This is a genomic window from Rhodomicrobium vannielii ATCC 17100, from assembly GCF_000166055.1.
Lineage (GTDB): Bacteria > Pseudomonadota > Alphaproteobacteria > Rhizobiales > Rhodomicrobiaceae > Rhodomicrobium > Rhodomicrobium vannielii.
Map to the genome: position 1 here is coordinate 205,062 of NC_014664.1, position 26,312 is coordinate 231,373.

Annotated in this window: 25 protein-coding genes and 1 tRNA gene; 12 read left to right on the forward strand and 14 right to left on the reverse strand. The window is 63.7% G+C overall.

Features of this window, described 5'->3' with window-relative positions:
• Positions 1-3: 3 nt before the first annotated feature.
• The 3 genes from RVAN_RS00855 (at position 4) to RVAN_RS00865 (ending at position 5,005) form a co-directional block, all read left to right on the forward strand.
• Positions 4-975 (forward strand): hypothetical protein, encoded by a 972-nt coding sequence (locus RVAN_RS00855; protein WP_013417868.1) that lies wholly within the window; start codon positions 4-6, stop codon positions 973-975.
• 10 nt (positions 976-985) lie between these two features.
• Positions 986-4,039, forward strand: coding sequence for a hypothetical protein (locus RVAN_RS00860; RefSeq protein ID WP_013417869.1), 3,054 nt, complete (start codon positions 986-988; stop codon positions 4,037-4,039).
• Between the two features lie 234 nt (positions 4,040-4,273).
• Positions 4,274-5,005: a metallophosphoesterase gene (locus tag RVAN_RS00865; RefSeq protein WP_013417870.1), complete on the forward strand. Its 732-nt coding sequence runs from the start codon at positions 4,274-4,276 to the stop codon at positions 5,003-5,005.
• Between the two features lie 57 nt (positions 5,006-5,062).
• Here the strand turns inward: RVAN_RS00865 and RVAN_RS00870 are convergent, their stop codons facing one another.
• The 3 genes from RVAN_RS00870 to RVAN_RS00880 all read right to left on the reverse strand — a co-directional run bounded on the left by RVAN_RS00870 (position 5,063) and on the right by RVAN_RS00880 (position 9,144).
• A complete protein-coding gene (locus tag RVAN_RS00870) occupies positions 5,063-5,869 on the reverse strand; it encodes a TIGR02186 family protein (RefSeq protein WP_013417871.1) in 807 nt (268 codons plus the stop codon).
• A 1-nt stretch (position 5,870) separates the two neighbouring features.
• A complete protein-coding gene (locus RVAN_RS00875; RefSeq protein ID WP_013417872.1) occupies positions 5,871-6,785 on the reverse strand; it encodes a sulfite exporter TauE/SafE family protein in 915 nt (304 codons plus the stop codon).
• A gap of 121 nt (positions 6,786-6,906) precedes the next feature.
• Positions 6,907-9,144 carry a tetratricopeptide repeat protein gene (locus RVAN_RS00880; protein WP_041787155.1) on the reverse strand — a complete coding sequence of 746 codons (2,238 nt, stop codon included), beginning with the start codon at positions 9,142-9,144 and terminating at the stop codon, positions 6,907-6,909.
• Positions 9,145-9,809: 665 nt separating this feature from the next.
• Here RVAN_RS00880 and cpdR point away from each other — a divergent pair.
• Complete coding sequence (gene cpdR, locus RVAN_RS00885; protein ID WP_013417874.1) at positions 9,810-10,169, forward strand: cell cycle two-component system response regulator CpdR; 360 nt, start codon at positions 9,810-9,812, stop codon at positions 10,167-10,169.
• A gap of 20 nt (positions 10,170-10,189) precedes the next feature.
• Here the strand turns inward: cpdR and RVAN_RS00890 are convergent, their stop codons facing one another.
• A complete protein-coding gene (locus RVAN_RS00890; RefSeq protein ID WP_013417875.1) occupies positions 10,190-11,353 on the reverse strand; it encodes a site-2 protease family protein in 1,164 nt (387 codons plus the stop codon).
• Between the two features lie 267 nt (positions 11,354-11,620).
• Between RVAN_RS00890 and RVAN_RS00895 the strand changes: the two genes are divergently transcribed.
• A complete protein-coding gene (locus RVAN_RS00895; RefSeq protein WP_013417876.1) occupies positions 11,621-12,232 on the forward strand; it encodes a cysteine hydrolase family protein in 612 nt (203 codons plus the stop codon).
• Here the strand turns inward: RVAN_RS00895 and cydB are convergent.
• The 3 genes from cydB to RVAN_RS00910 all read right to left on the reverse strand — a co-directional run bounded on the left by cydB (position 12,226) and on the right by RVAN_RS00910 (position 14,960).
• A complete protein-coding gene (cydB, locus tag RVAN_RS00900; protein ID WP_013417877.1) occupies positions 12,226-13,239 on the reverse strand; it encodes a cytochrome d ubiquinol oxidase subunit II in 1,014 nt (337 codons plus the stop codon). The two genes, RVAN_RS00895 and cydB, sit on opposite strands and share 7 nt — an antisense overlap.
• 69 nt (positions 13,240-13,308) lie before the next feature.
• Positions 13,309-14,703: a cytochrome ubiquinol oxidase subunit I gene (locus tag RVAN_RS00905; RefSeq protein WP_013417878.1), complete on the reverse strand. Its 1,395-nt coding sequence runs from the start codon at positions 14,701-14,703 to the stop codon at positions 13,309-13,311.
• Between the two features lie 113 nt (positions 14,704-14,816).
• Positions 14,817-14,960 carry a DUF3096 domain-containing protein gene (locus RVAN_RS00910; RefSeq protein ID WP_013417879.1) on the reverse strand — a complete coding sequence of 48 codons (144 nt, stop codon included), beginning with the start codon at positions 14,958-14,960 and terminating at the stop codon, positions 14,817-14,819.
• A 186-nt stretch (positions 14,961-15,146) separates the two neighbouring features.
• On the opposite strand from RVAN_RS00910, the gene RVAN_RS00915 reads away from it, so the two are divergent.
• From RVAN_RS00915 to glp, 3 genes are all read left to right on the forward strand, one after another.
• Positions 15,147-15,221: transfer RNA gene (locus RVAN_RS00915), tRNA-Val, on the forward strand.
• A gap of 158 nt (positions 15,222-15,379) precedes the next feature.
• The gene (locus RVAN_RS19935) at positions 15,380-15,769 is read left to right on the forward strand and encodes a hypothetical protein (RefSeq protein WP_155942310.1); all 390 of its coding nucleotides are present in this window, start codon (positions 15,380-15,382) and stop codon (positions 15,767-15,769) included.
• A gap of 85 nt (positions 15,770-15,854) precedes the next feature.
• Positions 15,855-17,063, forward strand: a complete 1,209-nt coding sequence (glp, locus tag RVAN_RS00920; protein ID WP_013417880.1) for a gephyrin-like molybdotransferase Glp — start codon at positions 15,855-15,857, stop codon at positions 17,061-17,063.
• A 15-nt stretch (positions 17,064-17,078) separates the two neighbouring features.
• Here glp and RVAN_RS00925 read toward each other — a convergent pair whose 3' ends face one another.
• Positions 17,079-17,384 (reverse strand): ETC complex I subunit, encoded by a 306-nt coding sequence (locus tag RVAN_RS00925; RefSeq protein WP_041787931.1) that lies wholly within the window; start codon positions 17,382-17,384, stop codon positions 17,079-17,081.
• A gap of 85 nt (positions 17,385-17,469) precedes the next feature.
• Between RVAN_RS00925 and RVAN_RS00930 the strand changes: the two genes are divergently transcribed.
• On the forward strand, positions 17,470-18,444 hold the full coding sequence (locus tag RVAN_RS00930) for an NAD-dependent epimerase (RefSeq protein WP_013417882.1): 975 nt from the start codon (positions 17,470-17,472) through the stop codon (positions 18,442-18,444).
• 370 nt (positions 18,445-18,814) lie between these two features.
• Entirely contained in the window at positions 18,815-19,348 is a 534-nt protein-coding gene (locus tag RVAN_RS19420; RefSeq protein ID WP_041787162.1) for a PadR family transcriptional regulator, read from the forward strand.
• A gap of 9 nt (positions 19,349-19,357) precedes the next feature.
• Here RVAN_RS19420 and RVAN_RS00945 read toward each other — a convergent pair whose 3' ends face one another.
• The 5 genes from RVAN_RS00945 to RVAN_RS00965 all read right to left on the reverse strand — a co-directional run bounded on the left by RVAN_RS00945 (position 19,358) and on the right by RVAN_RS00965 (position 23,559).
• Positions 19,358-19,918 (reverse strand): flavin reductase family protein, encoded by a 561-nt coding sequence (locus RVAN_RS00945; protein ID WP_013417884.1) that lies wholly within the window; start codon positions 19,916-19,918, stop codon positions 19,358-19,360.
• A complete protein-coding gene (locus tag RVAN_RS00950) occupies positions 19,915-21,009 on the reverse strand; it encodes a DUF2252 family protein (RefSeq protein WP_013417885.1) in 1,095 nt (364 codons plus the stop codon). Before RVAN_RS00950 ends, RVAN_RS00945 begins: the two co-directional genes overlap by 4 nt.
• Positions 21,010-21,107: 98 nt before the next feature.
• Complete coding sequence (locus tag RVAN_RS00955; protein WP_013417886.1) at positions 21,108-21,695, reverse strand: hypothetical protein; 588 nt, start codon at positions 21,693-21,695, stop codon at positions 21,108-21,110.
• A gap of 768 nt (positions 21,696-22,463) precedes the next feature.
• Positions 22,464-22,988, reverse strand: a complete 525-nt coding sequence (locus tag RVAN_RS00960) for a disulfide bond formation protein B (RefSeq protein WP_013417887.1) — start codon at positions 22,986-22,988, stop codon at positions 22,464-22,466.
• The gene (locus RVAN_RS00965) at positions 22,978-23,559 is read right to left on the reverse strand and encodes a YqaA family protein (protein WP_013417888.1); all 582 of its coding nucleotides are present in this window, start codon (positions 23,557-23,559) and stop codon (positions 22,978-22,980) included. The genes RVAN_RS00960 and RVAN_RS00965 overlap by 11 nt, the downstream gene beginning before the upstream one ends.
• Before the next feature lie 140 nt (positions 23,560-23,699).
• On the opposite strand from RVAN_RS00965, the gene RVAN_RS00970 reads away from it, so the two are divergent.
• Complete coding sequence (locus tag RVAN_RS00970; RefSeq protein WP_013417889.1) at positions 23,700-24,809, forward strand: RuBisCO large subunit C-terminal-like domain-containing protein; 1,110 nt, start codon at positions 23,700-23,702, stop codon at positions 24,807-24,809.
• Complete coding sequence (locus tag RVAN_RS00975; RefSeq protein WP_013417890.1) at positions 24,806-25,273, forward strand: cupin domain-containing protein; 468 nt, start codon at positions 24,806-24,808, stop codon at positions 25,271-25,273. The genes RVAN_RS00970 and RVAN_RS00975 overlap by 4 nt, the downstream gene beginning before the upstream one ends.
• Positions 25,274-25,284: 11 nt before the next feature.
• On the opposite strand, the gene RVAN_RS00980 is transcribed toward RVAN_RS00975, so the two are convergent.
• Positions 25,285-26,310 carry an extracellular catalytic domain type 2 short-chain-length polyhydroxyalkanoate depolymerase gene (locus RVAN_RS00980; protein ID WP_013417891.1) on the reverse strand — a complete coding sequence of 342 codons (1,026 nt, stop codon included), beginning with the start codon at positions 26,308-26,310 and terminating at the stop codon, positions 25,285-25,287.
• Positions 26,311-26,312 lie beyond the last annotated feature (2 nt).

Sequence of the window (26,312 nt, forward strand, 5' to 3'; positions counted from 1 at the left end):
GTTATGACGATAAAGGGAAATGACGCGCGACTGCCGCCGCAGGCGAATCCGAGATGCCTCCGACCGATCTTGCCGGTCGAAGTTGTGGCGGGCTATGTCGCTTCGCGCCGCGATGGCTGCCCGCAGGCTGAGGCGCTCGATGCGCTGGCCGAATTTTCCCTCGCCGAACCCGCACTGATTGATGCCATCGAGGCGCGGCTCGTCGCCGAAGACAGCGGCGTGTTGCGCGCTGCCCAGCCCACATCAGCGACCTGGCCGGAAACGAGACGCGCTCTCGCGCTCAAGGCGCTCGGCGCCGCCGAAGCTGCAAAGGGCCTCCGCGCGCGCGCCGACCTTGGCGCTGTGGCCCTTCGTACACTCTACGGCCTCGAAATGCGCACCGTGTCGCCATCGCGCGGCGAGGTTCGTTGTGAGCTTCTGCGCCAGATTCTCCTCGCGCTGGGCGACCGTTTCACGATCCACCTCCTGCGGCCTCAGCGGTCCTTTTCCTTCGATCCGATGAGCCGCCGCATCTATCTCGCCTTCGCCGGCCTCGACTCGGGTACAGTGCTCGAAGCCGATGCCGCCCTCCTGTCGTGCGCCTTCAAAGGCCCGGCGGGGACGCTCGCCGAACTCAGCGCAACGCTTATCCGAGGCGCGCTGAAAGCGGGAGACAATGGGGCGGCCGAGACGAAGGGGGCATTTCGCTTGGACGGATTCGCCGACTCGGTCAGGAAGCTCGCCCTGCACCTTGAAACCCGGCCTTATACCGGCCGCGTTGCCATCGCACAGGTTTACGACGCCGGGCTCGCCGCCGGTCTCGCGCTTGGCACGCTCGACGAATTCAAGCAACATCTCGCCGAGGCCGCGCGCGAGGGACTCCTCGACCTCGAACGCTACGACATCGCCGGCCCCCTTGACCCAAGCCTGAAGGAACGCTCCCGCCTGCGTCTTGGACGCGACGAACGCCACTTCATCGTCAATCAATGGATGTAACGCGACAATCATGGACCTCCGCCTCAAGGCTTTCGAAAGCCCCGAATTCGACCGCGTTTTCAGCGCTGTAGCTTCGCTCGCCGGAGCGGCGGACGAAGAGCGGCTGGACGTGGCTGAAATCGAGACCGATGCGGACACCGGCCTCTCGTCCATTGTCGCGCAGGCGCGCGCGCAGAACCCGGACCCGGCCTCGCGCGTGATGCTCATCAAGGGCGCGACCGGCACCGGCAAGACGCATACGCTTCTCACCGCCATCCGCCGCATGCACCAGAAGGGCGGGGTCTACGCGGCGCTGTTCCCGATGGTGGATCTCGTCTCGGAGAAGGATCTGGACGCGTGGCTGCTCCGCGCCATCGTCTCGCGCCTGTCGGAGCGCTATCTCGTGGATGCGGGCGCGCCGTCGCCGCTGACGCGCCTTGCCGCGTCGCTCCTTCAGCGCGGCGACCCGGCGCTCGTGACCCAATTCTGCCGCGAGGTGCTCGACGAACACGGCGACATCCGCGATTTCGACCTGCGCCCGCTCATCGTTTCGATCCGCGCCGCGCTTCAGCGCGAGTCGCATCTGCCGGTTCCGTCCGAAGCCTTCGTGACGGCGCTGCTCGGCGCGGCTGCGGGCGACGACGAGTCCTTCGCCTATCTGCGCGGTCAGCCGTTGAATGTCAGCGTCGGCGGCGTGCGCCTCATGCAAGGCGTCGAGGACTACGTTCCGCGCGGCCACATCGATGCGCTCGTGAATGTCATCGGCGCCACGGGCGGCACGCTGTTCCTTGCATTCGACCAGCTCGAACAGAGCCGCGTGGCCGGGTGGGAGCAGCGTCTGCGCCATCTCTTCAGCCGGGGCGCTCTCCTGGCCGAGACGCTGCCGCCGCTCGCCGTCGCCTATGCCGTGCTGCCTGCGCTTTACGACACCATCGCGGACGGCATCGATGGCTCGATCCGCGACCGGCTGGAGCGTTTCGGCGCGATGCCCGTGCGCCTGAAGCCGCTCGGCCGCCGTCAGGCCGAGTCGATGCTCCGCCGTCGGCTCAGCGAGCTTTTTGCCCGCACGGGCGCGAAGATCGATCCGGCCGAGCCGCTCTATCCGTTCCCGGCTTGGATGATCGATGAACTCGGCGCGCAAACGCCGCGCTACGTCTTCGAACTCATCCAGCAATTCCGCCGCGTCTATCTCCAGATCGGGCGCGTTCCCGATATCGACGACATGCCGCCGCCGCCCTCGCCTATCCTGGAAACGCCGGTCGTGCTCGCACCCGCCGCGCCCGCGATCAATTTCGACGACAAGTGGCACGGGGAACTCACCTCGCGCGTGGTTCAGCCATCGGTCGGCAACGGCCTTCAGCAGGCGGAAATCCTCGAATGGGCCGTGCAGGCCTGCGCGCCCGAGATCGAGGGTGTCAATGCCATCAAGACGCGGCGCAGCGTTCGCGGGCGGACTGGCACCGTCGTTATCGAGGCCGATTTCCAGAAGGACGGGCAGAGCGTGGAGCGCCGCGAGATCGCGCTGTGCAACGAGGGACGCGGCGCGCCGCTGGCCGAGGAAATCCGCAATTTTCTGCGCAGCGTCAACGGCGCGCGTCCGGTCATCGTGCGACCGCGCGGCGGACGCCTGCCGAAGACCGGCCGTTTCATCGCGCCGCTTTTGCGAGAAGCCGACGACATGCAGGGCATTGTGGTGCCTCAGTTCGAAATGCTGTGCTGGGAGCGCCTCGATTCCGCGCGCCACTTCTTCCGCATGTGCAAGGATCTGCCGGGCTTCGAGGACTGGCAGCGGGAGTCACGCCCGCTGACGAAGGCGATTTCGCTTTGGGACATTGTGCAGTTTCCCTATGTGGGCGCGCCCGCCGAAGATGAGGACGAGTCCGCCGCCGAGAAGGAAAAGGCTGCGCCGAAGGAAGCTGCGCCTCCGCCGCCTCCGCCCGTGCCGCGCCGCCGTCAGCCTTCCGCGCCCGCCGTCATGCTCGGCGCGCATGAGGATGGCGGCCCGATCCACTGGGCGCCGTTCGAGACCGAGGCGAAGCTTCTGAACTTTGGCATCCTCGTCACGGGCGATCCGGGCTCCGGCAAGACGCAGACGCTGAACGTGCTGATCGACGGCGTGGCGAGCCTCGGCTACCCGATCTGCATCTTCGACTTCAAGAACGACTACTCCGAACGCAGCTTCGTGCAGGCCATCGGGCTGAAGGTGCACGACGTGCGCCGCTTCGGCATCCCGTTTAACCCGCTCATGCCGTCGCCCAGCGATGACGGGTTGGCGCAGCCCATCGAGCACATCTTCACCATCACGGGCGTGCTGAAGCGCGTCTTCGGCCTGGGCGACCGGCAAACGGCCGTCCTGCGCGACGCGATGAAGGAAGCTTTCGAGCGGCGCGGCATCAATCCGCAGCGCTGGGTCGAGGCCGAGTCTATCCGCCCGCCGAGCTTCGACGACGTTGTGGCGATCCTCGAAGAACAGAAGGAGGCGAAGAACCCGCAGGCGATCAGCCTTCTCGACCGCATCGCGCCGCTGTTCGAACTGGGGCTGTTCCCGAAGTCGGACGAACTGCCGGTGCCGTTCGAGGCGATGCTCGACGAGCGGCTGGTGCTGTCGCTGTTCGCGCTGCCGACCGACGAGATCAAGGCCGCGCTCGCCGAACTCATCATTATCCGCCTGCATGGCGTGCTTCTGCGCCGCGTGCAGCCGAGGAAGCTGACGCGGCTTCTGGTGGTGGACGAGGCGTGGCGCGTCGCGAACTCGTCGCATCTCGAAAGCCTCGCGCGCGAGGGCAGGGCGTTCGGCGCAGGCATCGCTATCGGCACGCAATATCCGGGCGATCTGCCGCCCGATTTGTCCGGTGCGCTCGACACCAAGATCTATCTGAAAAACCAGCAGCCGGATCACAAGAAGGCGGTGGTGCGTGCGCTGTGCGGAGCAAACTCCGGCCCCGAAGCGGCGCATCTCCATGGCGTGCTGGAACGCCTCACGCAGTTCGAGGGGCTGATCCAGAACCAGCATTATCTGCCCTATGCGCGGTTCCGGTTGCTGCCCTATTTCATGCGCACCGCGCAGAGCACGAAGGCGGCTTGAGCGCCTCCGTCGACTTGATGGCAGCATCGTGGCAAAGAGGCAACATAGGTCAAGATTTCGCCACGATTGACCGAAAGTGAAGCGAAGTAATTTTTTTGTAACATAACGCTCACGAATCAGTCATCTTCCACCTTGTTTCACAGTCAATGCATGTCCGTTGTGTGGCGTATTTCCGGACGGCGCGTGTGGGTTTCCGGCTTGAGTTTATCGCCGGCCTGCTGAGGGCTAAAAGGAATGCTTGCTGCAACGCTTGCGCGCGACGCAACCGCGTTACTTCACGATTCAGGCGCTTCGCGAATTCTTCTCGGCGGCAAATCTTTCGTCGCCGACCCGTCTGGTGCCCTTTACTGGCCTGCGGAAAATACGCTCATCGTCGCAGACCTCAAATTGTCCCAGTGTTCGTATCTTGAGGGCGAAGACGTCGTTCTCCCGCCCTACGATCAGACATCCGCCTTCGAAAAGCTCGAAGACGCGATCGACCGCTACGACCCGCTTCGCGTCGTGGCGCTCGGCAACAGCTTCGCGGTTCACTCGTCCTGCGCGCTCGCCCATCATCAGCGCGACTGGCTTCAGGACATGATGGAGGGCCGCGACTGGTATTGGGTGACGAACGACCTCACCGAAACGCCCGACGTCGGCGGCACGCTCGTGCCGCAACTCGTGCTGGGCGGCGTCAAGTTTCGCGGCGAGCCGGTGCGCGCGCCCATCGCGAACGAGATCGCGGGCGGCCTGCATCCTGTGGCGCAGGTCTCGCAATACGGCCATCTGGTGCGCGGACGGTGCTTCGTCTCGAACGGCATGCGCATGGTGCTGCCGTCGCTCGGCGATTACTCCGCTGGTAACAACGTGCTGAATACCGCTTTCGATCCGCTGCTCGGGCAGGGCGGCCTTTACGTCTGGTTCATCGCGCACGAGCGCGTGAATCCGGTGGCGTCGCCGCAGCTCATGGAAGATCGCGCGGCCTGAAATTTTGGAATGCATGGGGGCATGCCATCCCGGGAGCGCCAGCGCTTCCGGGATTTTTCATGTCCGCCGCGTCAGAAACGACGTTGCGCCGCCCACGACCGCAGCGAGCGCCACCGCGATGACCCCGTAAAGCCACGGATGTTCAGAGGCTGTGGACGAAAGCCGCGCCTCGATGCCGATCTTGCGCAGCCGTATGCGCGCGGTCGCGTCGCCGATGACCTTGCCGCCCTGCAGCACATAGAAATGCGCCACATAAAGCCCTGGCCCGGCCGCGGCTGGCAGGAAGGTTTTGGTGCGGAACAGGCTCACGCCGAAGAAGTCGATCGCGCGCGCTTCTTCCAAGAACAGCCGCGCCGCTTTCTTCTGCCGCACGAGCGCCGCCTCGAACTCCGACCGGTCTAGCTTCGACGGCGCGTTCTTCTGCTCGTCGCGGATCGGCAGGCTCAACACGTCGATGCCGAGTTCGTATTTGTCGCGTTCGGCGAGCGGCGCGATATCGTCGAGCGGGCGGGTGGAAAGGACGGCGAAATAATTCGGCACGCCGTCGAAGATCAGGCGCTGCGAGTTCACCCACAATCCGGCGCGGCGATCCTTCTTCCAGACGACGACGGGCTGGACCGGGCCGCGAAGCGTCACCGCAATGTCGAACGGCTCACCCTTAAGGCGGTCGCGGTCCACCGCACCGAACAGCACGATGCTCGTGCCGTCATAGCTGGGCTCGATGTAGAACTGGTTCTGAGCGGCGCCCGCCTCGATGATGTTTGCCGACGCTGAAGCGCTGCCGCTGAACGCGATCAGCGCGAGTGCGGCCGCAACAATGGCCGGTGTCTGCTTTCGGGCGATGGCGGCGACTCCGGAAAACATGTCAGAACCCGGCGCTCCTGACGCTGAAAATTTCGCCCGGCAGGACGAGGTCGACGCCTAGTCTCAGGCCAACCGCCAGCACGAGCAGCGCGAGCAGCAGCCGCAGTTCCTCCGCGCGAAGCTTCTGCCCCGCCGCCGCTCCAATTTGTGCGCCGAATGCGCCGCCCAGCATCAGCAGGAGTGCGAGCGCAATATCGACCGTCTGGTTCATCGCTGCCTGAAACACCGTCGTGATGGCGCTTACGAAGATGATCTGGAACAGCGAGGTGCCGACCGCGACATTCGTCGGGACATGCAGCAGATAGATGAGGATCGGCACGAGGATGAAGCCGCCGCCGACGCCCATCACGCCCGACATTACGCCCACGAGCACGCCGGCCACCACCGGCGGGATGGCGCTGATATAGAGTTTCGATGCCGGAAAGCGCGTCTTGAATGGCAAGCCGTGCATCCAGCCATGCCGTCCCGTGCGCTTTGCGGCTGGCTGCCCGCGCCTCACCTTGCGCAGCGCGCGCAGGCTCTCCACCAGCATGATCGAGCCGACCGCCCCCATGAACACCACATAGAGCAGCGAAACGAACAGGTCCACCTGCCCGATCTGGCGCAGATAGCGGATGATGAGCACACCCCAAAACGCCCCCACCGCGCCGCCGCCGAGCAGATAGAGGCCGAGCTTCGTGTCGAGGTTCTTGCGGCGCGCCTGCGCGATGGTGCCTGTTATCGAGGACGCGATGAGCGGGTTCGCCCCCGTCGCGACCGCAACCGCGCTCGGTATGCCCGCGAAGATCAGAAGCGGCGTCATGAGGAAGCCGCCGCCCACGCCGAACATACCCGACAAAAAGCCGACAGCGCCGCCGAGCCCCAGCATGAGCAGCACATTAACCGGCATTTCGGCGATGGGCAGATAGACCTGCATGAGAGATCGGAACCGGCACGAGGCGGCTGGAAGTTCTGGCGGTTTTAGACGAGAGGGCGAGGGCCGTCACGCGAAAAGCCGGAACCCGAGACAGGGGTCATGAGCGCGTCGAACCCGGACCTCAGCCGCGACCGGCGCCGTTTGCGACGCGCGGCGATTGCTGCACCAAGGGCTGCCACGTTCCCGCCTTCTCCTGCGCGGCCTGCATCTCCACCGCCGTCAGCAAATGCTTGACGCGTTCTGCCGCGCGGATCGCATCCTTGTCGCCCTCGCGCGAGGCAACTTCGTACCAGAAGAACGCCTTCTGATAATCCTTTGCGAGACCGAGGCCGCGCTCGTAAAGCAGCGCGAGATTGAACTGGCTGTCGGTCACACCGGCTTGCGCGGCGGCGGTGAACAGGGCCGCAGCCTGCTTGTAATCGTCGGGCGTTTCGTGTGCCGTAAGCAGCACCGCGAGGTTGTGCATGGCGCGAACATGGCCTGCGGCGGCGGCGCGGCGATAGAGGCCCACGGCCTGATCTTCATTCTTCGGCACGCCCGCGCCGCGCTCGTACAGCGAGGCCAACACGAATTGCGACTCGGCGTGGCCCTGTTCGGCGGCGCGCGCGAGCCAGCGGGACGCGGTTGCGGGGTCGCTCTGGCCGTTTTCTTCCCTCAGGAAGCGGCTTGCGATGCGGAACTGGGCTTCGCGATCTCCCCGGCTCGCCGCGTTCGTCAATTCCTGAAGGTCTTCGTTCTTCAGCGGCTCGCCATCCTGATCGGAGGCGGAGAGGAGCGAGGGAAGGAAGTGTGTGGTGCCTGCGGATTTCGACGCGGCGGCCCGGTGCTGCGCGTTCGCGTTACTTGTCTTCGGCGCGAGCAGCGGCTGCGTTTCCGGCGGCGTCGCGGCCAGCGCGATGTCGGTCTGCTCGGTGACCGGCATTTGCGCGGCGGGGCGCTTTGCCTGCGAGTGGAGATAATAGAGGACCGCGCTTGCGATCAGAAGCACGATGGCGACGATCGAAAGCCCGATCAGAGGCAACGTCTTGTCTTCTTCGGAAAACAGCGGAGCCTTGGAGGCGGGTTGCGGTTGCTTTGGATTTTCATCCGCGCCTGCTTGGTATCCGCCCGCCAACATCCGACGATCCGCCTCTTCCAGCGCTCGCAACAGGTTCGCGTCGGCCCGCGGAGCCGAGCGGCTTGTGATGGAGCCGAGTTGCGGCTTCTGCGTCGGCTCGGTCCCGAACTCGGCGTCGGGCCGCGTGTAAGCTGGCGCGCCGGAGGCAATGGGCATGTGAACGCCAGCCCGGCGTTTTTGCGTGGGCGCGGATGCTGGCTGAGCCGGCGCCGTAATTCCGGCGTGGATGCGCTCGCCCAGCTGATCGCGTTCGAGGAACATACGGAGCGTGTCGTGGACGCGTTCGAGCGCGGCGGCCGTGCGATCGCCGGTTTCGCGCGACTGAGCGTTGAGCGCGCGCAGCTCGTTCTCCACGCGACCGATGCCGCCGACGTCGCCCGTCTCATGAAGCGCTGCCGCGATGTGTTCGGCGGTGACGACTGCGGCGCGCGACGCGGCCACGGCGACCGTCTGGCCAAGTTCCTTGACCGTGTGCCGCGCGGCCGCCTCGAACCCTTGGCGAGCGACTTCGGCGCGGCCGGTTGCTGCGAGAATTTCCTTTGCGGCGCGTGCGATGCGCTCGGCGTCGGATGCGGTCTGCTTGCGCGTTGCGTCGAGCGACCGTGAGAGATCCTGAAGCTTCGTCTCGACGGCGACCATTGTTTGCTCGCCGGGCATCGCGTCGGCAAGCCGGTCGACGCGGGCGATGATTTCCGCCAGCTTCTCGTTGATCGAGACGATTTCGCTCTTGTCGGCTTCCTGCCGGGCGAAGGCCGATTTCAGCTCCGTGAATTTCTGTTCGAACCACGCGAGTTCCGCCGTCTGGCGCGGCGCGGAGGCGGCACCGGCGCGCGCGTGCGGCTCAGAATGTGCGGCTGCAGCGGGGGGGAGCATTGAAAACTCGCCAAGGCGGGACGTCAACTCATCCATCGGCGGAAAGCCCTTCGGCCGCGGCGCGCGCATCCTTTCGAGATAGGCGTAAAGCTGCGTTTCGGCGTCTCCGCCGTCGTCCAGAGCGGATGGAGCGGTTTGCTCCTGGTTCGGAGACCTTTCGGCGGGCGACGTCGCGTTGTCGCCGCGGAACGTGGCAGAGGAATCGCCGTCAAGCGCGATGTCCCACGCCGCGCGCTTGTCGCGGGTGTTCTCGACATCGAGGTCGCCGTTTTCCAAGCGGCCTTTTTTCACGTTGTCCTGTCCCGCCATATCGATGGAAACGCGCTCGTCGCCCTTGAGGTCTTGAACCGTACGTCGAAGTAAAATCACTGACCGCAAGAGGATACGAGCATGCGTCTCTCTCTAGCAGGTGAACTGCAAACATGAGGTAAACGCACGGTTAAAACAGGATAAATTTTCCCGGAAAGCTTTCGTGAGCGTGCCGCAAAACGGTCTTCTGTCGCGCTGGCGCAGCCGAGAAAGCGAACTGAGATTCTGCGCCGATTCCCGTAGGTTTGCCAGCGACGGAGGCACCATTCGCGCCGATTGGCCGGCGACCGCGCCCGGGATGCAACGCCTCGAAAAATGGGCGCTGTGCGCACGGCGGTCAGAGCAGGTTTGCGATACAACCACGCACACATAAAGAGCGTAAGCGAGAGGTTTGTGTCCCGAAAGCAACGGTCTGGCCTGCGACCAATCGCTGAGAAATAGCGCTTGCGCAGGCCATATCGCTGGGGGCGCAGGCAAAGCACGACTTCCCCGCCGGGCAAACTCGCTTTCAGTCCAATGGGGACAGCCCCGAATGGTTTACGCTTGGGCCGCCATCGCGCTTTTTCTGCGCGGAAAAGCGTTGAATAGCAGTCGTTTGCGATCTGGTAAGGTTAAGGCAAGGTTGAGGATCGCATTTGTGTCAAGATGAGATAAACCTCGATTGAAAGCTGTTCGGCTGAGGTGAGGGTCGAACGGAACGCGTCTTTGTTTCGAGTTCAGGTGTCATGTTTACAATATTGCTGGCGGAAGATGACGATTCGATGCGGCGTTTCCTGTCGAAGGCTCTGGAACGCGCGGGCTATGAGGTGGTGTCCTACGACAATGGGGCAGACGCTCTCAAGGGGCTGAAGGAGAAGCGCGTGACGCTCCTTTTGACGGACATCGTCATGCCCGAGATGGACGGGATCGAGCTTGCCAAGCGCGGCGCCGAACTCGACCCCGAAATGAAGATCATGTTCATTACGGGCTTTGCGGCGGTGGCCCTACAACACTACAACGAAGCGCCCGAGAAGGCGCGCATCCTGTCGAAGCCGATCCATCTGAAGGATCTCGTGCGCGAGGTCGATCGCATGTTGGCTGCCTGAGACGGGCGCTCGGGGCGCGTTTAGCGCTCCGAGGTTGCGGGTTCCCGCGCGGCTACCTTCTTGGGTAGAGCCAGTTCCTCCCTGAGCGTGACGTAGTTCAGAAAGTCGGTTTCGGACACCGTGCCGAGCAGCGTGGTGCCTTCGAGCACGGCGAGATGGCGGCAACTGTTTGCCTGAAGTTTGCGCAGCGCCTCGAAGGCCGTCGCGGTCGGCGAAACGACGGTGCCGAAGGTGAACGGTTCGGTGATGGCGCGGACATAGGTTTCCGACCACTGCGACTCGGGCACGCGGCGGATCTGTTCGGGGCCGATGAAGCCGAAAGCGCGGCTCGCTTCCGTAACCACGACAAATTTCCGGTTCTGCGGGTAGATCGTATCGCGGACGAGTCGCTCGACGGTGAGGTCAGGGGCGACCGTTACGGGGTTGCGCTCCATGAGATCGTCGACGCGAACGCCGCGCAGGTTCTCCGCTGCATTGGTAATGCCGCGGGCCTGCGAGGCCGCCGCCGCCACGAACAGGCCAATGAGAAGCAGCCACGTCCCGCCCATCATGTTGCCGTTTACGAGCTGCAAGAGGCCGGTCACGACCAGAAAGGCACCGAAGACCGAGCCGCCCGCCGCCGAGATACGCGTCGCGCGCCGCAGATTGCCGGTGCGCCACCAGATGAGCGATCTCAGGATGCGGCCGCCGTCGAGCGGGAAGGCGGGCGCGAGGTTGAACAGCGCGAGCATCGTATTCGCGAGCGCGAGGAACGAGAACACGCCGGATGCGGCGGGATGAGCGGGCCCGGATTCAACCATGAGGGCGTAAAACAAGGCCGCGAGACCGACGCTGGCCACTGGCCCCATGAGCGCAACCCAGAACTCGGCGCGGGGCGTTTGCGGTTCCTGACGGATTTCCGCAACGCCGCCGAAGATGAACAGCGTGATATCGCCGACCGGCAAGTCGAAGCGGCGCGCTGTGTAGGCATGAGCCATTTCGTGGAGGACGATGGAGAGGAAAAGCCCTGCCGCCCCCGCGATGCCCATGACCACGTACATATAGGAGTTCTGATGGGGCACCACGCCGGGAAAATACCGCGATGCCAGCGTCACAACGAGGTAGAAGGCGAGGAAGAACCACGTGACGTCGATGACGACGCGAAAGCCGAGAAGCGTGAAAAGATTGAACCGGGCCGCGAACATGTGTGCTCCAAAGCGGGATCGGCGGCGCAGCCGTAACCGCCCGCTTACGATATGTGAAACGGTGTGCCGCGAAGTTCAAGCGTTTCGAGAGCGCACCCATCGCACATCGCGGCTTCACCTTATGTGTTGGGGCTCGAACGCTCAGGATCACGCCGAGGATTTATTCGATTGCGACCGAGAGAATGGCGGAGAAAAACACGAGAGCCGCTGTTGAAAGCGTTCCGACCAAGCGTATCATGAGCCTAAGCTCTGCAAAGGAGGTTTGTCATGTCGTCGCGTGCCACAAATGCGCCGTTCACGCTCTTCGAACTTTCCGGGCTCAAGCCGAGGCCACCGCGCCTGTCCGAGGCCGTTGTCATCCTCATCGACGCGCAGAATGTGTACCGAGCCGGGCCGCTCAGGCTCGATGGTATCGACGAGGCGGTCGAGCGCGCGGTCGTTCTGCTGGCTGAAGCACGGCGGGCAGGTGCGAAGATCGTCCACATCGCCCATCGCGGGCCTGCGGGCAGCCCGTTCGACCGCGCGACGGAAAGCGGGGCTTTCATGCCGGACCTTGCGCCGCTGCCGGGCGAGGCGGTCGTGGAGAAAACGCTCGCGAATGGATTCCACGGGACGAACCTCGCGGAGCATGTCGGCGATGCGGGCGCAAAGATCGTCGTCGCGGGTTTCATGACTCATAACTGCGTGTCATCCACGGCGCGTGCGGCATTCGATCATGGCTATGAAATCACGGTCGCAGCCGACGCCAGCGCGACACGCGACCTGCCGTTGGGCGGCGAGGTGGTTCCCGCAAAGGTGCTGCATGAAGCCGAACTCGCCGGGCTAGGCGACCGGCAGGCCTGCATCGCGACCGTCGCGGAGATTATCGCCGCTCAGTGATAGCCCGCGCCCTCAGTCACCTTGCCCCGGAAGGTCCAGTAGACGAAGGCGGTGTAGCCGAGCACGAGCGGCAGGAACAGAAGCGCGCCGATCAGCGAGAAGATTTGCGATTCCGGCACGGCGGCCGCTTCCCATAAGGTGATCGACGGGAAGACGAGATACGGGAAAACCGAGATGCCGAGCCCGAGGAAGCAAAGGAGGAACAGCGTCATCCCGCCGAGGAAGGTTTGCAGGCCCGAGCCTTTGCGCGCGCCGCGATAGGTGACGAGTGCCGTCACGGCGGTCAGGAATGGCACCGGCCAGAGCCAGACGATGTGCTCGCCGCGAAACCAGCGTTCCGCGATGTGATCCGACATAAGCGGTGTCCACAGGCTCACCGCCGCCACGAAAAACAGCGTCGCATAGAGCGCCCATTCCGCGTGGCGTTGGGCGCGGCGCGCGAGATCGCCGTCGGTTTTCATCATCACCCACGCCGAACCGAGCAGGATGTAGCCCGCCATCAGCCCGACGCCGCACAGTAGAGAGAACGGCGTCAGCCAGTCGAACGTGCCGCCCGCGAATTCGCGGTTCTGGATGTTGATGCCCTGCATGAAGCCACCGAGCACCACGCCTTGCGCGAAGGTGGCCACGGTCGAGCCGAGCGAGAAGGCGCGGTCCCACCATGCGTGATGCGGCTTCGACACGAAGCGAAACTCGAACGCCACGCCCCGGAAGACGAGCGCCAGCAGCATCACGAAGATCGGGATATAAAGCGCGGGCAGGATCGTGCCATAGGCGAGGGGAAAGGCGACGAGCAGCCCCGCGCCCCCGAGCACCAGCCATGTCTCGTTGCCGTCCCAATAGGGCGCGATGGCATTCATCATGTGGTCGCGCTCTTCCTCGCTCGTGCCGGAAAGGAAGAGCATGCCGATGCCGAGGTCGAATCCGTCGAGCAACACATACATCACGATGGCGATGCCGATGAGCGCGGCCCAGACGAGCGGTAGCCAGTACGCGATTTCACCCATGGCTTGCTCCCGTCCTGATTGAGCGCAAGGACCGCGACTCGCGATCCCGATTTTCGCGCGGCCTATGCATCATGCGCTACCGCGCCGCGTTTCCGTAGCCGCCGAGATGGGCCGCGCGGGTGTGCCTTCGTCGAGCCCTTCCGGCGCTTGCAGCACCGGGCCTTTGTGGATCAGGCGGTTGATGTAGACGATGCCCGCCGAAAACACGATCAGGTAGACAAAGAAGAAAAGGATGAGAGACGTTCCAACCGCGCCCGACGCCACCGGCGAGACGCCTTCCGAAGTGCGTACGAGGCCCGTTGCGATCCACGGCTGGCGGCCGACTTCGGTGGTGATCCAGCCCGCGACGACCGCGACGAAGCCGAGCGGCCACGACCACGCCGCCGCGCGCATGAAGGCGCGGTTCTGGAACAGCCGCCCGCGCCACCAGAGGAACCCGCCTACGCATGCGAGCACGATAAACCAGAGACCGATGGCCACCATCAGCCGGAAGCCGAAGAACGGCATGTAAAGGGGCGGACGGTCGTCGGGTTTGAACTGCTTGAGGCCGGGAAAGAGCCCGTTCCAGTCATGGGTGATGATGAAGCTGCCGAGATTGGGGACCGCGATTTCGTAGTCGTTCGATTCCGTTTTTGCGTTCGGAAGTGCGAACAATACGAGCGCGGCGGGCTTGGTGCCGTCCCAATGCGCCTCCATGGCGGCGAGTTTCGCGGGCTGATATTGCGCCGTCTTGAGGCCGTGCTGGTCGCCGATGAACGCTTGAAGCGGGGCTAGAATGAGGATCATCGCGAGCGCCATGCGCACCATGACGCGGCTTTCGTCCGCGTAGCGGTTGGCGAGCCAGTAGCGCGCGCCGACCGAGAGCACCACGATGGCGGTCGTGATATAGGCCGCCGTCACCATATGCGCGAAGCGATGCGGAAAGGTCGGGTTGAAGATCACCGCGATCCAGTCCACGGGCACCACAATGCCGTCGCGCACCTCATGGCCGGTGGGATATTGCATCCAGCTGTTGGCCGACAGAATCCAGAACGCCGAAAGCAGCGTGCCGAAAGCCACCATGCAGCTTGAGAAGAAGTGCAGGCCGCGCGGCACACGGTTCCAGCCGAACAGCATGATGCCGAGGAACGTCGCTTCGAGGAAGAACGCGGTCATCACCTCGTAGCCGAGCAGCGGGCCGATGACGTTTCCCGTGGTTACGGAAAAGCGGCTCCAGTTCGTGCCGAACTGGTAGGACATCGGCAGCCCCGACACGACGCCCATCGCGAAGGACACCGCGAAAATCTTCGTCCAGAAACGCGCGAGGCGATGATAGCGGTCGTCGCCGCGAAAATACCAGATGGCTTCGAGCGTCGCGATGTAGGACGCAAGCCCGATGGTGAACGCCGGGAAGATGATGTGAAACGTCACCGTGAAGGCGAACTGGATGCGGGCCAGAAGTGTCGCGTCTAATCCGAAGTCCATCAGCGGTCTCCTGCGATGCGGGCGAGGCGGCAAACCGTCGCTTGCGCGGGCGCGGCGTCGCAATCCGGCGGGCAGCCGTCAGGCAATCACGCGCAGCCTGCGCGGCGCTGACGTCAGAACCGCCGCGAGCCGACCAGGCCAAGAACACCCACGAGAATCAAATAGATAGCGACGACATAATTGAGGAGCGAGGGACGGAGCAGGATAAGGATGCCGGCAAGGATTGCGATAATGGGCTGCAGGGGAATGCCGTTCATTGAAATGCCTCCTGAAGTGGTCCGATGCCGGATGGACCGGGAAAATAGGGTCGCATGAAAAAGTCTCAAGACAAGCTCATGTTCCGGCGATTGTCCGCTTGAAGCGCGATTTCGTGCGTGCTATGAGAGCGGCTCCAAAGGCGGGGCGGGACCAAAACGCGGTTCCAGGCGCTCCGCAACCGGTTCGGACACGTAGCTCAGCGGTAGAGCACTACGTTGACATCGTAGGGGTCACAGGTTCAATCCCTGTCGTGTCCACCATTCAAATCCTTACTTTTGCCGTTTCATGTGTGGAAATGACGCAGGCGTTATTGCGGACACTTGCTGAATTATATTAAAGAGCAACTCGGGTGGAGTAGGGAAATGAGCGTCGGATCATTACCGAGCAGCCGGGGCGCTCGGTTTAAGCGGGATATTGAATGGCATTTACACACGAGCAACAAGAGTTGTTCTCGGGCCTTCCCCAAGTTTTAGGCCCAACGAAAAAGCGTCGGAGCCCAAAAAGGCCGCTAGTTGTCAAACAAGAAAGCACCGACAACAAGCCAAGTGCCGAGCTTAAGCCGTCTCGACGTTCGTGGCTGAGACATTGGAAAAAGATAATTGGCATTGTATTAGCATTTGTTATTGCGGGCATCGCAGCTGCCATTCAAGAAGAAATCGGCAAGGGAATCCTGACGTGGACCCGCGAGCTTTTTGAGCGACCGCGCATCGAAATAGATGCACCCAAACCCGCAGGATGGGTCACTGAAACGAAAAAAGACGCGAGCACTGACCCTAGTGACGGAACTAGCGTCAAGGCCCCTCGCTAAGCCGCCGCTGACCGTCCTCGGCTTTGTCCTGCAGAATGGTCATTTCATGCCAGCATGACGGACGCGCAAAAGCGGAGAATCAGGAATGCCGGAGGAAAGCGGAAGCCGGGTCTATGTGCCCGTCGATGAGGCGCTGGCGAAAATTCTCGCCGACGTCGAGCCGGTCACCGCTGAAAACGTTTCGCTTCTAGACGCAGGGGGCCGCGTTCTCGCGGCGGACCTCGCCGCGAAGCTCACGCAGCCGCCGTTCGATGCCTCGGCGATGGACGGCTATGCGGTCCGCGTCGCCGACATCGCCGCCGCGCCCGCGCGCCTGGCCGTGATCGGCGAAGCGGCGGCCGGGCATGGCTTCGCGGGCACGGTCGGGCAGGGGCAGGCCGCACGCATCTTCACGGGCGCTCCCGTCCCGGCCGGTGGCGACGCCGTCATCATGCAGGAAGCCGCGCGTGAGGCGGGTGGTGTGGTGACGGTGCTCGAAGGCGTGCCGCCCGGCGCGCATATCCGCCGACGCGGCTACGATTTTCGCGAGGGCGAAATCATGATCGGCGCGGGCGAAACGCTCAACGCGCGCAAGGTCATGCTCGCCGCAGCGATGAACCACGGATCGCTTCCGGTGCGACGCAGGCCCGTCGTTGCCGTGCTGGCGACCGGCGACGAACTTGCCGAACCGGGCGCGGAGCTTCTCGCGGGGCAGATCGTGTCGTCCGTGCCGGCTGGGCTTTCGGCTGCGATCGCGGCGTGGGGCGGGGAGCCGAGTTGCCTCGCCATCGCGCGGGACACGCGGGAAAGCCTCGACGCCGCCATCTCCGCCGCGCGCGATGCGGATATTCTCGTCACCATTGGCGGGGCTTCGGTCGGCGCGCACGACCTCGTTCAAGGCGCGCTCGAAGCGGCGGGCGCGAGGTTCGAAGTGATGCGCGTGGCGATGCGGCCCGGAAAGCCGCTCATGTCGGGCCGTCTCGGCCGCCAGCGCGTGCTAAGCCTGCCGGGCAATCCTGTCGCGGCGCTCGTCTGCGCGCGGCTGTTTCTCAAGCCGCTGCTCGACCGGATGCTAGGTCGCGCGTCGGACGATACGGTTGACGAAGCGCCGCTCGCGGTTGCCCTCGCCGCGAACGGCCCGAGGCAACATTATATGCGGGCGCGCCGCGAGCACGGCGCGGTGACGCCGCTCGGCGATCAGGACAGTTCGCTCGTTTCCGTCTTCGCCGCCGCCGATTGCCTGATCGTGCACGCGCCACACGCTGCCGCTCTCGATGCGGGCAGCGTCGTTCCAATCATCCCGCTCGACTTCTAGTGGCGGGCGCTCCCGTCAGTGCGTCCAGCTTCCGATCCGGCCATACTTGAAGTTGTCGGCGTAGGACTTCTTGATAGCCGCGCGAGGGTTCGGCTCGAACACGCGATAGGGGATCGCGTTTTTCTTCGCGTAATCGACGGCCTCTTCCTTCGTTTCGAAGAACAGCCGAACCTGGCTCAGCATATCGTTCGAACTCGTCCAGCCCATCAGCGGCTCGATCTCGCGTGCGGTCGCGGGTTCGTAATCCAGCACCCAGTCCTTGGCTTTCGCGAGGCCGGACTGCATGGCGGTTTTCGCCGGTTTATAAATTCGCGCGATCATGTGCATTTCAACCGGAGCAATTGTTCCCACGTTGAATTTGGGCCATACCGGCTGAAATGACAATCGTAAACAGTCAGGCCGAAGCATGACAATTCTGGTAACAGGTGCGGCGGGGTTCATCGGCTTTCATGTTGCAAAAGCCTTGCTCGCGCGTGGCGAGGCGGTTGTCGGCTTCGATAATATCAACAGTTACTACGACCCCTCGCTCAAGCACGCCCGGCTTGAACACCTCGCAGGCGAGAGGGCGTTCACCTTCGTGAAGGCGGATCTCGCCGATGCCGACGCCGTGCGCGACACCTTCGCGCGGTTCGAGCCGCGCCGGGTCGTGCATCTCGCGGCGCAAGCGGGCGTACGTTATTCACTGCAAAACCCGCAAGCCTATCTCGACTCGAACGTCATCGGGCTGCTCAACATCCTCGAAGGGTGCCGCGCGCACCGGCCCGAGCACCTCGTCTTTGCGTCGTCCAGTTCGGTCTACGGCCTGAACACGAAGCTGCCGTTCGCCGAGGCGGACAAGACCGACGCGCCCGCGAGCCTCTACGGGGCGACCAAGAAGTCGGGCGAGTTGATGGCCCACGCCTACGCGCATCTCTTCAACCTGCCCATGACCGGCCTGCGCTTCTTTACCGTCTATGGCCCTTGGGGGCGACCGGACATGTCGCCGATCATTTTCACGAAGGCAATTATCGAGGGCCGCCCGATCGATCTTTTCAACAATGGCGACCACGCGCGCGACTTTACCTATATCGACGACATCGTGGATGGCGTGTTGCGCGTCGTCGATATGACGCCGGTTGCGGGTGCGAGCGGACCCGCCTTCGAGATCTACAACATCGGCCACAACGAGCCGGTGCCGCTCAACGACTTCGTGGCCTGCATCGAGGACGCCATAGGTAAAAAGGCGATCCGCAACCTGTTGCCAATGCAGCCCGGCGACGTGCCGGAGACGCACGCCGACATCGAGCGCCTCGCGGCGGCGACCGGGTTTCGACCGACGACGCCGATAGAGGTCGGCATACCGCGCTTCGTGCGCTGGTACCGGGACTATTACCAAGTCTGAGGCGCGAGCCCGCGGCCCCGGCGATTTTTTTTCGACTATCTTAGATATATCGCACTTGCCATCGCATCGGAATGGGCGTATCGGTGTGGACATACAAAAGATATATCGAAGAAGGAACGAAAACATGTCTTTTAGTAATTGGCCGGAAGGCCGACCCAACAGCGGCGAACGCTCGCGCGGGAAGTGCGACGAAGGACGCGGCTGTGACCGACAAGAAGGGCGGGGCTGGTTCGCAAGAGCGCGCGGTCGCTTTGCCGCTCACGCGGGATCCGAACAAGCGGGTGAACGCGAGTTTGGAGGGGCGTGGCGCTCGCACGGCGGCAGGTTCGATGATATAGCCGCGCGCAGATATATCGAAGGAGGCGACGGGTTGTTCGGGCATCACGACAGGCGCGGCGGTTCTCGCCATGGCGGAGATCATCCCTTCGGGGGCAGGCGCGGACGTCACGGCCGCCCTCTTGAGCAGGGCGATCTGCGCTGGCTCGTGCTCGACCTGATCGGAGAGCAGCCGCGCCATGGCTACGAGATCATCAAGGCCATCGAGGACGCCTTCAACGGCGCCTACACCCCAAGCCCCGGCGTCATCTATCCGACGTTGACGCTGCTGGAAGAAACCGGCCTGATCGTGGGCGAAACGCAGGGCGCGAAGAAGCTTTACAGCCTGACGGATCAGGGGCGCGCCGAACTCGCCGCGCGAGTTCAGGAAGTTACGGCGGTGCGCGGAAGGCTTGAGGAAGCGCGCGCCCGTTTCGGGGCAAACCCCGCGCCGGAGATGATCCGCGCGATGGACAACCTGCGCGCGGCCGTTCAGGTTCGCCTGTCGAAGGGTCCGCTCTCGCCAGAGGCCGTACAGGTCATCACCGGCGCGCTCGACCGGGCCGCGAGCGAGATCGAGCGTAGCTGACCGAAACGGCTAAAGCATCTCCGGGCGGAACTGAGATCGCCTGGAGATGATCTTTCCTGAAACCATGAATTCGCCGCCGCCGAGGTAATGCAGCGTCTCCGGATGCTTCGGCGACGGCGCGACATGCGCTTTCACCACCTCGAAAATGAAGAAATTGTAGCTGTCGAGCAGCGCATCATCGTGCAGGCGGCACTCGAAACAGGCGTGGCACTCGGCGATGAGTGGCGCGCCGACCTCGCTCGCAGGTTCCGCCGTCAAGCCGAAATGCGCGAACTTGTCGATGTCGGCACCGGAGGTATTGCCCACGCCGACCACGATATCGGTGAGCGCCGTCGTCGGCAGGTTGATGACGCACTCGCGCGATTCCCGGATCAGCTCGAAGCTGTGATTGCCCGCCGAGATCATGAGGCCGACGAGCGACGGCGAAAACTCCATCACCGTCTGCCAGCCGAGCGTCATGACGTCCGTCTTGCCCTGCCATGTCGACGAGACGAGCACGATCGGACCCGGTTCCAGATAGCGGCGCACCTGGCTCACCGGGAAATCGAGCTTCTTCGGATGCCTCGTCATTTTTTCGTTTTCCCGACCTTCGGCGGAGCAGGCTCCGGCTTGCAGGCCGCCTGCCACGCCTTGAAATCCTTGAGCACGCGCGCGCTGAGCGACATGGCCCCGTCGCGCAGCCAGCCCTCGGTGCGCGCCTTCAGATGCGCGGCGATGTCCTCGGCCTGTACGCTCGCGGCGTGGATCGCGCCTATGTCGTGGCCCATCGCTTCGAGGAATAGCCCCTGAAGGCGCTTCGGGATTTCGCCGCCAAAGTCGAGCTTGCGCGAATCCGGCGCGATGCGGCGAAACAGGTAACGGCCGCGAATGTCGAGGAAAGGATCGGGTGCGCGAAAAGGTCCGTCCGCCAGCTCGCGGAAGCGCGGCGGCCAGCCCTCCTTTTTGTGCGCGTAATCCCATGCGGACGGCACCAGCGCCTTCGCCTCGCGCACGATGCGCCCGCCCCGCCATGTCGCCACCGCGATGAAGCGCGGGCGCCCAAGGCTGCCGCCGCCTTTCGCACGCGGCGCGTATCCTTCGATGACGGCGCCTTCCGGGAAACTTTCGGCGAAGCCCGCTTTCACATCGCCGGGCGGATCGAAATCCAGGAGCGTCTTCGTGTCCTTCGCGAAGTCGGCGCGCGTTTTTTCCGTCGGCGAGACGAAGGGGCGCAGCCATGAGGCGTCCGCGTCCAGCACCATCGGCGCAGGCTCGGCGAGGCCACGCTCGTAGCCCGCAAGGATCGCATCCGCCGCATGCTCGTGGTGACCGAGATCGGGCGAAAGACCGGCGCTTGCGCAAAGTCTCACGAGATCGAACGGATACGGCATCACCGCCGCCTCGTCGAAATCGTTCACGCCCCAGATGAGGCGCCCTTCGGCATCGCGCCATGTGCCGAAATTCTCGACGTGGATGTCGCCGACCGCGAGCACATGCGGCGCGTCCGCGAGATCCGGCAGAAGCTTCTCAACCTTTGCGGCGTAACGGAAATAGGTCGCGCGCAGCATCGCGAAGGGGCTCTCGGCCATGCGCTTGTGCTTCTTGTCGAGGTCCGCGTCGACGACGTCGCATTGCGTCCGCAGCCAGGTCTCGTAGTCCGCGTTCCGTCTCAAGAATGCCATTTGCATGCGCCTCCGGTTTCCGCTGCCATCCTAACAGCGTCGGCTGCGCTTGCTATCCCGGTGGGCGCGAAAAAAGGGGTGTTCGCCGATAATCGGCCTTACAGAGCTTCTTCGCCGAGACTGTCGTCGCGCCCTCGGCCTCGGCGCGCGGTCGTCAGGATCACACCGCCCACGACGAGGAGCATGAGCAGCACGAACACGAGCACGAGCGCCGATTCCTCGATCCAGGCGATGGCGGGCACGGACAGCGCCATGACGAGGCCCAGCACACAGGTCTGCCACGAAAGCGTATGCACGCCCGCGACGAAGGTGCCCAGCGCGAGGAGCAGCAGGATCGCGAGGCCCGTTGCGTCGGTGCTCAGCATGCGCTGCACGTCGGAGATGAGAAGCAGGTTCATGGCCACGAGAAAGGCAGTCCAGTGCAGCGCCTGTGTCCATACGAGGCGCACGCGTTCGGGCCGGGTCCGCGCGTGCGGCCAGCCGCTGATGATGCAGACTAGGCCCGTGATGAGCGCGAGGAATTCCCAATAGCCGACGAGCGCCTGTCGCGTCATGCTCGTATAGGCGACGCCGATGAGCGTGAGGACGAGCACAACGACCTGCGGGATGGCCTTGTAAAGCACGTGGCTTGAGCGCTGCTCGGCCGCCTCCGCATGCGCGCGGGTTTCGACATCGGACTCTGCCATGGTGACTGCCCCTGCTTTGAAGTCGGGAGCAGTATCGCCGCGAAAGCCTTAGGGACTCTGCCAGGCCCAGACCCGTTTCGATTCAAATTGCAGGGGTGGGCACGCTGCGGATACTTCCGGCCGACGCCCTTTCGCGTTTACGGGGCCGCACGCGGCGATCCGAAACTGCTCGGGCGAAGATGTCGCGGGCCGGCGTCGGTCTTTTTGGGCGATTTCGAACACATACACCGGGTGCGCTCAGGTTTTTCCCGAGCACATCCGGCTTGCTGGCCAGCAGGAAGGGCGGAAGCTATTTAATCCCGCTCTTCATGTTGAGGAGATAGACAGAAATGACTGCCGAGAGAACAATGATGTCAACCCAGATCCACACGGGGTCCATGGGAGGTCTCCTATGTTGACTTAACCGGCAAGTTGAAGTCGAGACGGTTTTGTCTCGGATTCGATGCGATGAAGCAAATTCTGCCAAAATCGCCCGAAGGCGTAGTCAGGTTGCAGCATCGCATCTCAACTTGATGGTATAAAACTATACGCGATAATATATCTTGGTAAATAAACCTGCTTCGCGCTTTGCTTGTGGTGACGCGCATGTGTTATTCAGTAGGCTTATGTTTTTATATTTAATTTCAGTCACTTGTCGCAACGCGCCGCGCAATCGTGCGACATCGCGTCTCTCGCTCCGCGATGCAAGGATTTGCAGGGATATCGAGCGGTTCGGGCACTACTTCCGCGAATCACGCGAAAGCGGAAGGCTTGACGCAGGGGCGTCGATCAGCGCTTTCGCGTGCGGCTGCGCCAGATACCAAAGGCCGCCACTGCGGCGAGCGCCGCTGAAATCAGCACGTTGTAACCCGCCAGCGATACGCCCCAGATACGAAGCGCTGCCTCGTCGCAACGCACGACGGCGTTGCTCCTCAGGCTTTGGAGTAACGCTCCGGGCTTGAACGTGCCGTCGCTCGCGCACGTGTCGGGGCCGGGCCAGAGCTTCCATTCCGCGCCCGCGTGATAGACGCTGAGGCCTGCATTGTAGAGGAAGGCCAACGCAATGGCCGCAAGGATCACCACGGCGATTCTCGGTGCGCGCGTGGCGAACCACGCGGCGAGGATGCCGCCTGGGATGCCTGCGTAATACGGGACGCGCTCTTCGAGGCAAAGCGGGCAGGGCTTGTAGCCGTAAAGCTCGAAAAGCCATGCGGCCGCGAGCGAGATGATGCTCACGGCTGCGATCACGATGGCCGCGCTGCGTGCATCGAAGGATGCTCGTTCGCCGGCAGCTGTTGCTGAATTATACGACATATCGAACGATCAGGAACCCCGAGACGATCACCGCCGCGAAACCCGCCGTCACAAGTTCAAGGCGACGTTCGAGGAAATTGCGGATCGGTTCGCCATAGATATGCAGCAGCCCCGCAACAAGGAAGAAGCGAATTCCGCGCGTGATGATGGAAAGCAGCACGAACAGCCAGAAATCGTAGCCCGCGAAGCCGCTCGCGATGGTCACGAGCTTGAAGGGGATCGGCGTCAGGCCCTTGATGAGAATGATCCACGCGCCCCACTCGGCATAGGTGGCGCGGAACGCGTCCATGTTCTGGCCGTAGCCGTAGAAATCGATGATCCATTTGCCGAGCGTGTCGTAAAGCAGCGCGCCGATGGCATAGCCGACGATGCCGCCGACGACCGAAGCCGCAGTGCACCACGCCGCGAGCTTGAACGCGCGTTCGCGCTGCGCCAGCACCATCGGAATGAGGAGCGCATCCGGCGGGATCGGAAAGAACGAGCTTTCCGCGAACGAGACGAGCACGAGCGCGAGAAGGGCGTTTGGCCCTTCGGCAAGGCGCATCGTCTTTTCGTAGAGGCGTCGAAGCATGAGCGGAGCTTTCTCAGGAACGGCTGATGCCGGATAGCCCGGCCCGCTCCGCTTGTCCATAAGGTCGCCAGAGCAATTGTCTTTGCATGCGATTGGGGTATGAAACGTGCAACAATAAGGCTGCGGCTGAGGCAGATAGAATGTCCCGACTGAGCGTTACTTATCACGTGCGTGGCGACGCGGCATCGATCGAGGCGAGGGCGGCGGCCATCGCGGTCGAGCAGAGCGTGGAAATGCCGCTCGACGCCATCGCCGACGCGGGCATCCTCCGCGATATCGTGGGCGAAGTGCAGGCCATCCGCGAGGCGGAGCCGGGGCTGTTCGAGGTTCGGATCGGGCTTGCGGTCGATACGACGGGCTACGAGGCGGGGCAGCTTCTCAACATGCTGTTCGGCAACAGCTCGATCCAGCCGGACGTGACGCTCGTCGATGCGGAAATCCCGGAAGCCATGGCGGAGGCGTTCGGCGGCCCGAACGTCGGCACCGAGGGGCTTCGCGAGAAAGTCGGCGCGGGCGCTCGCGCGCTTACCTGCACCGCGCTGAAGCCGCAGGGTCTTTCGCCCGACGAACTCGCCGCGCTCGCGGCGCGGCTTGCTGGCGGCGGCATCGATTTCATCAAGGACGACCACGGGCTTGCCGATCAGATCTACAGCCCGTTCGCCGACCGCGTGCGAGCCGTTGCCAGCGCGTTGCGGGAGACGAACGCGAAGACGGGCTTTCGAACGCTCTATGCGCCGAATGTGTCCGGCAGCTTCGATCAGGCGGCGGATCAGATTGCGCTCGCCGAGGCGGAGGGCATCGAGGCGGTGCTCATCGAGCCGATGCTGATCGGCGTGTCGAATTTCCATCGCCTCACGCGGCTGTTTCCGAACGTGGCGTTCATCGCGCACCCGGCCATGGCAGGCGCGGCCCGCATCGCGCCGCCGTTCCTGCTCGGTACGCTGTTCCGCCTCTTCGGCGCGGATGTCACCATCTACCCGAACTATGGCGGCCGCTTCAGCTATTCGCCCGAAACCTGTCGCGCCATCGCCGAGACTGCGCGGCGACCATGGGCGGATCTCAAGCCCTGCTGCCCGTCGCCCGCTGGCGGCATGACGCTTCAGCGCGTGGACGAACTTCTGGATTTCTATGGCGCGGACACCATGTTGCTCATCGGCGGCAGCCTGCTCGCGGCGCGTGAACGCATGACGGAAGAGGCGGCCGCGTTTCAGGCGCGCGTGGTGCGCCATTTCGAAGGATTGCACGAATGACGGAGCGCGAACGTTCGAACATCCGCCAAGCGAGCGACAATGGTTTTCGCTGGGATGGCGTCGACATTCTCGCCTACAAGGAAGAAGGCGCTGCGCCCTTCAAGGCGATCACACGGCAGGTGCTTTTCCAGCGGCCGGAGCTTTCCTGCGAGCTACGCTATTTCGAGATGGCGCCGGGCGGCCATTCCACCTTCGAGCGACACGAGCATGTGCATGGCGTGATGATCTTTCGCGGGCGCGGGCTTTGTCTCGTCGGCGAGGAGGTGCGCGAGGTGGCCGCGCCGGATCTCGTTTTCATTCCGCCGATGACATGGCACCAGTTCCGCGCGAATGCGGGCGAGCCGTTCGGCTTCCTTTGCATGGTGAACGCCGAGCGTGACAAGCCGCAATTGCCGACGCCGGAAGAACTGGCCGAGTTGAAGAAGAACCCCGCCATCGCCGCGTTTTTCGCTGAAGCGGATTAGCCGCCGGGCAGTCACTTCCCGAGCGCCTCCACCATCGCGGAGACGGCCTTCATCTGCGGCGCGTTCTTCGTGAGGAAATCGAGCCCGGTATAGCCCCACCAGTCCCAGCAGGCATTGGGGTTTGCGCTCGACGCCTGAACCTGCGGGAAAAGCACGATCAGCCGGTTCGTCGCGGCCCAATCCGCAAAGCCCGAGCCTTTCGTCAGCGCATCGCCGACGAGCGCGCGCGTCTGCCTGCAGCCGTGGAACACCACATGCACGCGGCAGCCGCCATCGCGGCAAGCGGGCGGCACATAAACGACGCCTTCGTTCGCCATCGTCGCGTCGGACGAGGCATAGCGGCGCTGGTCGAAAACGGTGAAATCGGCCTCGGCGGCCGCGCCCTTCGGTTCGAGCGAGCCGTAGAGGAAGCGCAGGATCGCCTCGGCCTGATCGTATTTGCAATTGTTGACGAAGGGCGGCTCGGTGGTTTCGCACGCATTGCCCGCCATCGCCGTCGAAAACGCGTGGCCGCCGGGACCGCGCGACACGAAGTCGATGTTCGCTTCAGGCACGCCCGCCGCGAGGTAGAAGTCGCGCGCGGCCTTCACTACGGCGAGCGCAACCGTCCGGTCATTCGCGCCCGAGAAGAGATAGATCTTCGAGGCTTTGAGGTTCGACAGCGGATCGATGGAGCCGGCATCCGCAAGCTTCCTCGCCTGGGCCAGCAGGCGGCTCGCGTCGAGCACGCCGAGGGAGGAAAGATAGTCTGCCATGCACCCGTTTTGCGCCTGCGCGGTGTTCAGCGCGAGCGCCGCCGGAAAAAAGGGGATCGCCTTAGCGCCCGCGCTCATGGCGCATCCGAATGGCCCGGCGGCGACGATCCCGGCACCGAAAACACGGCTCGAATTGGCAATCTGGAACTGCCCGGCCATGTAACCGCCGGATGATAGCCCCGATACGGTCTGCTTCGATATATCGGCCTTGAGCGCGGGCAAGCTGTCGGCGGTGGTGGTAGTGCAGGCTGCCGCTGCCAATGCTGACGCCGCTACTGCCATTT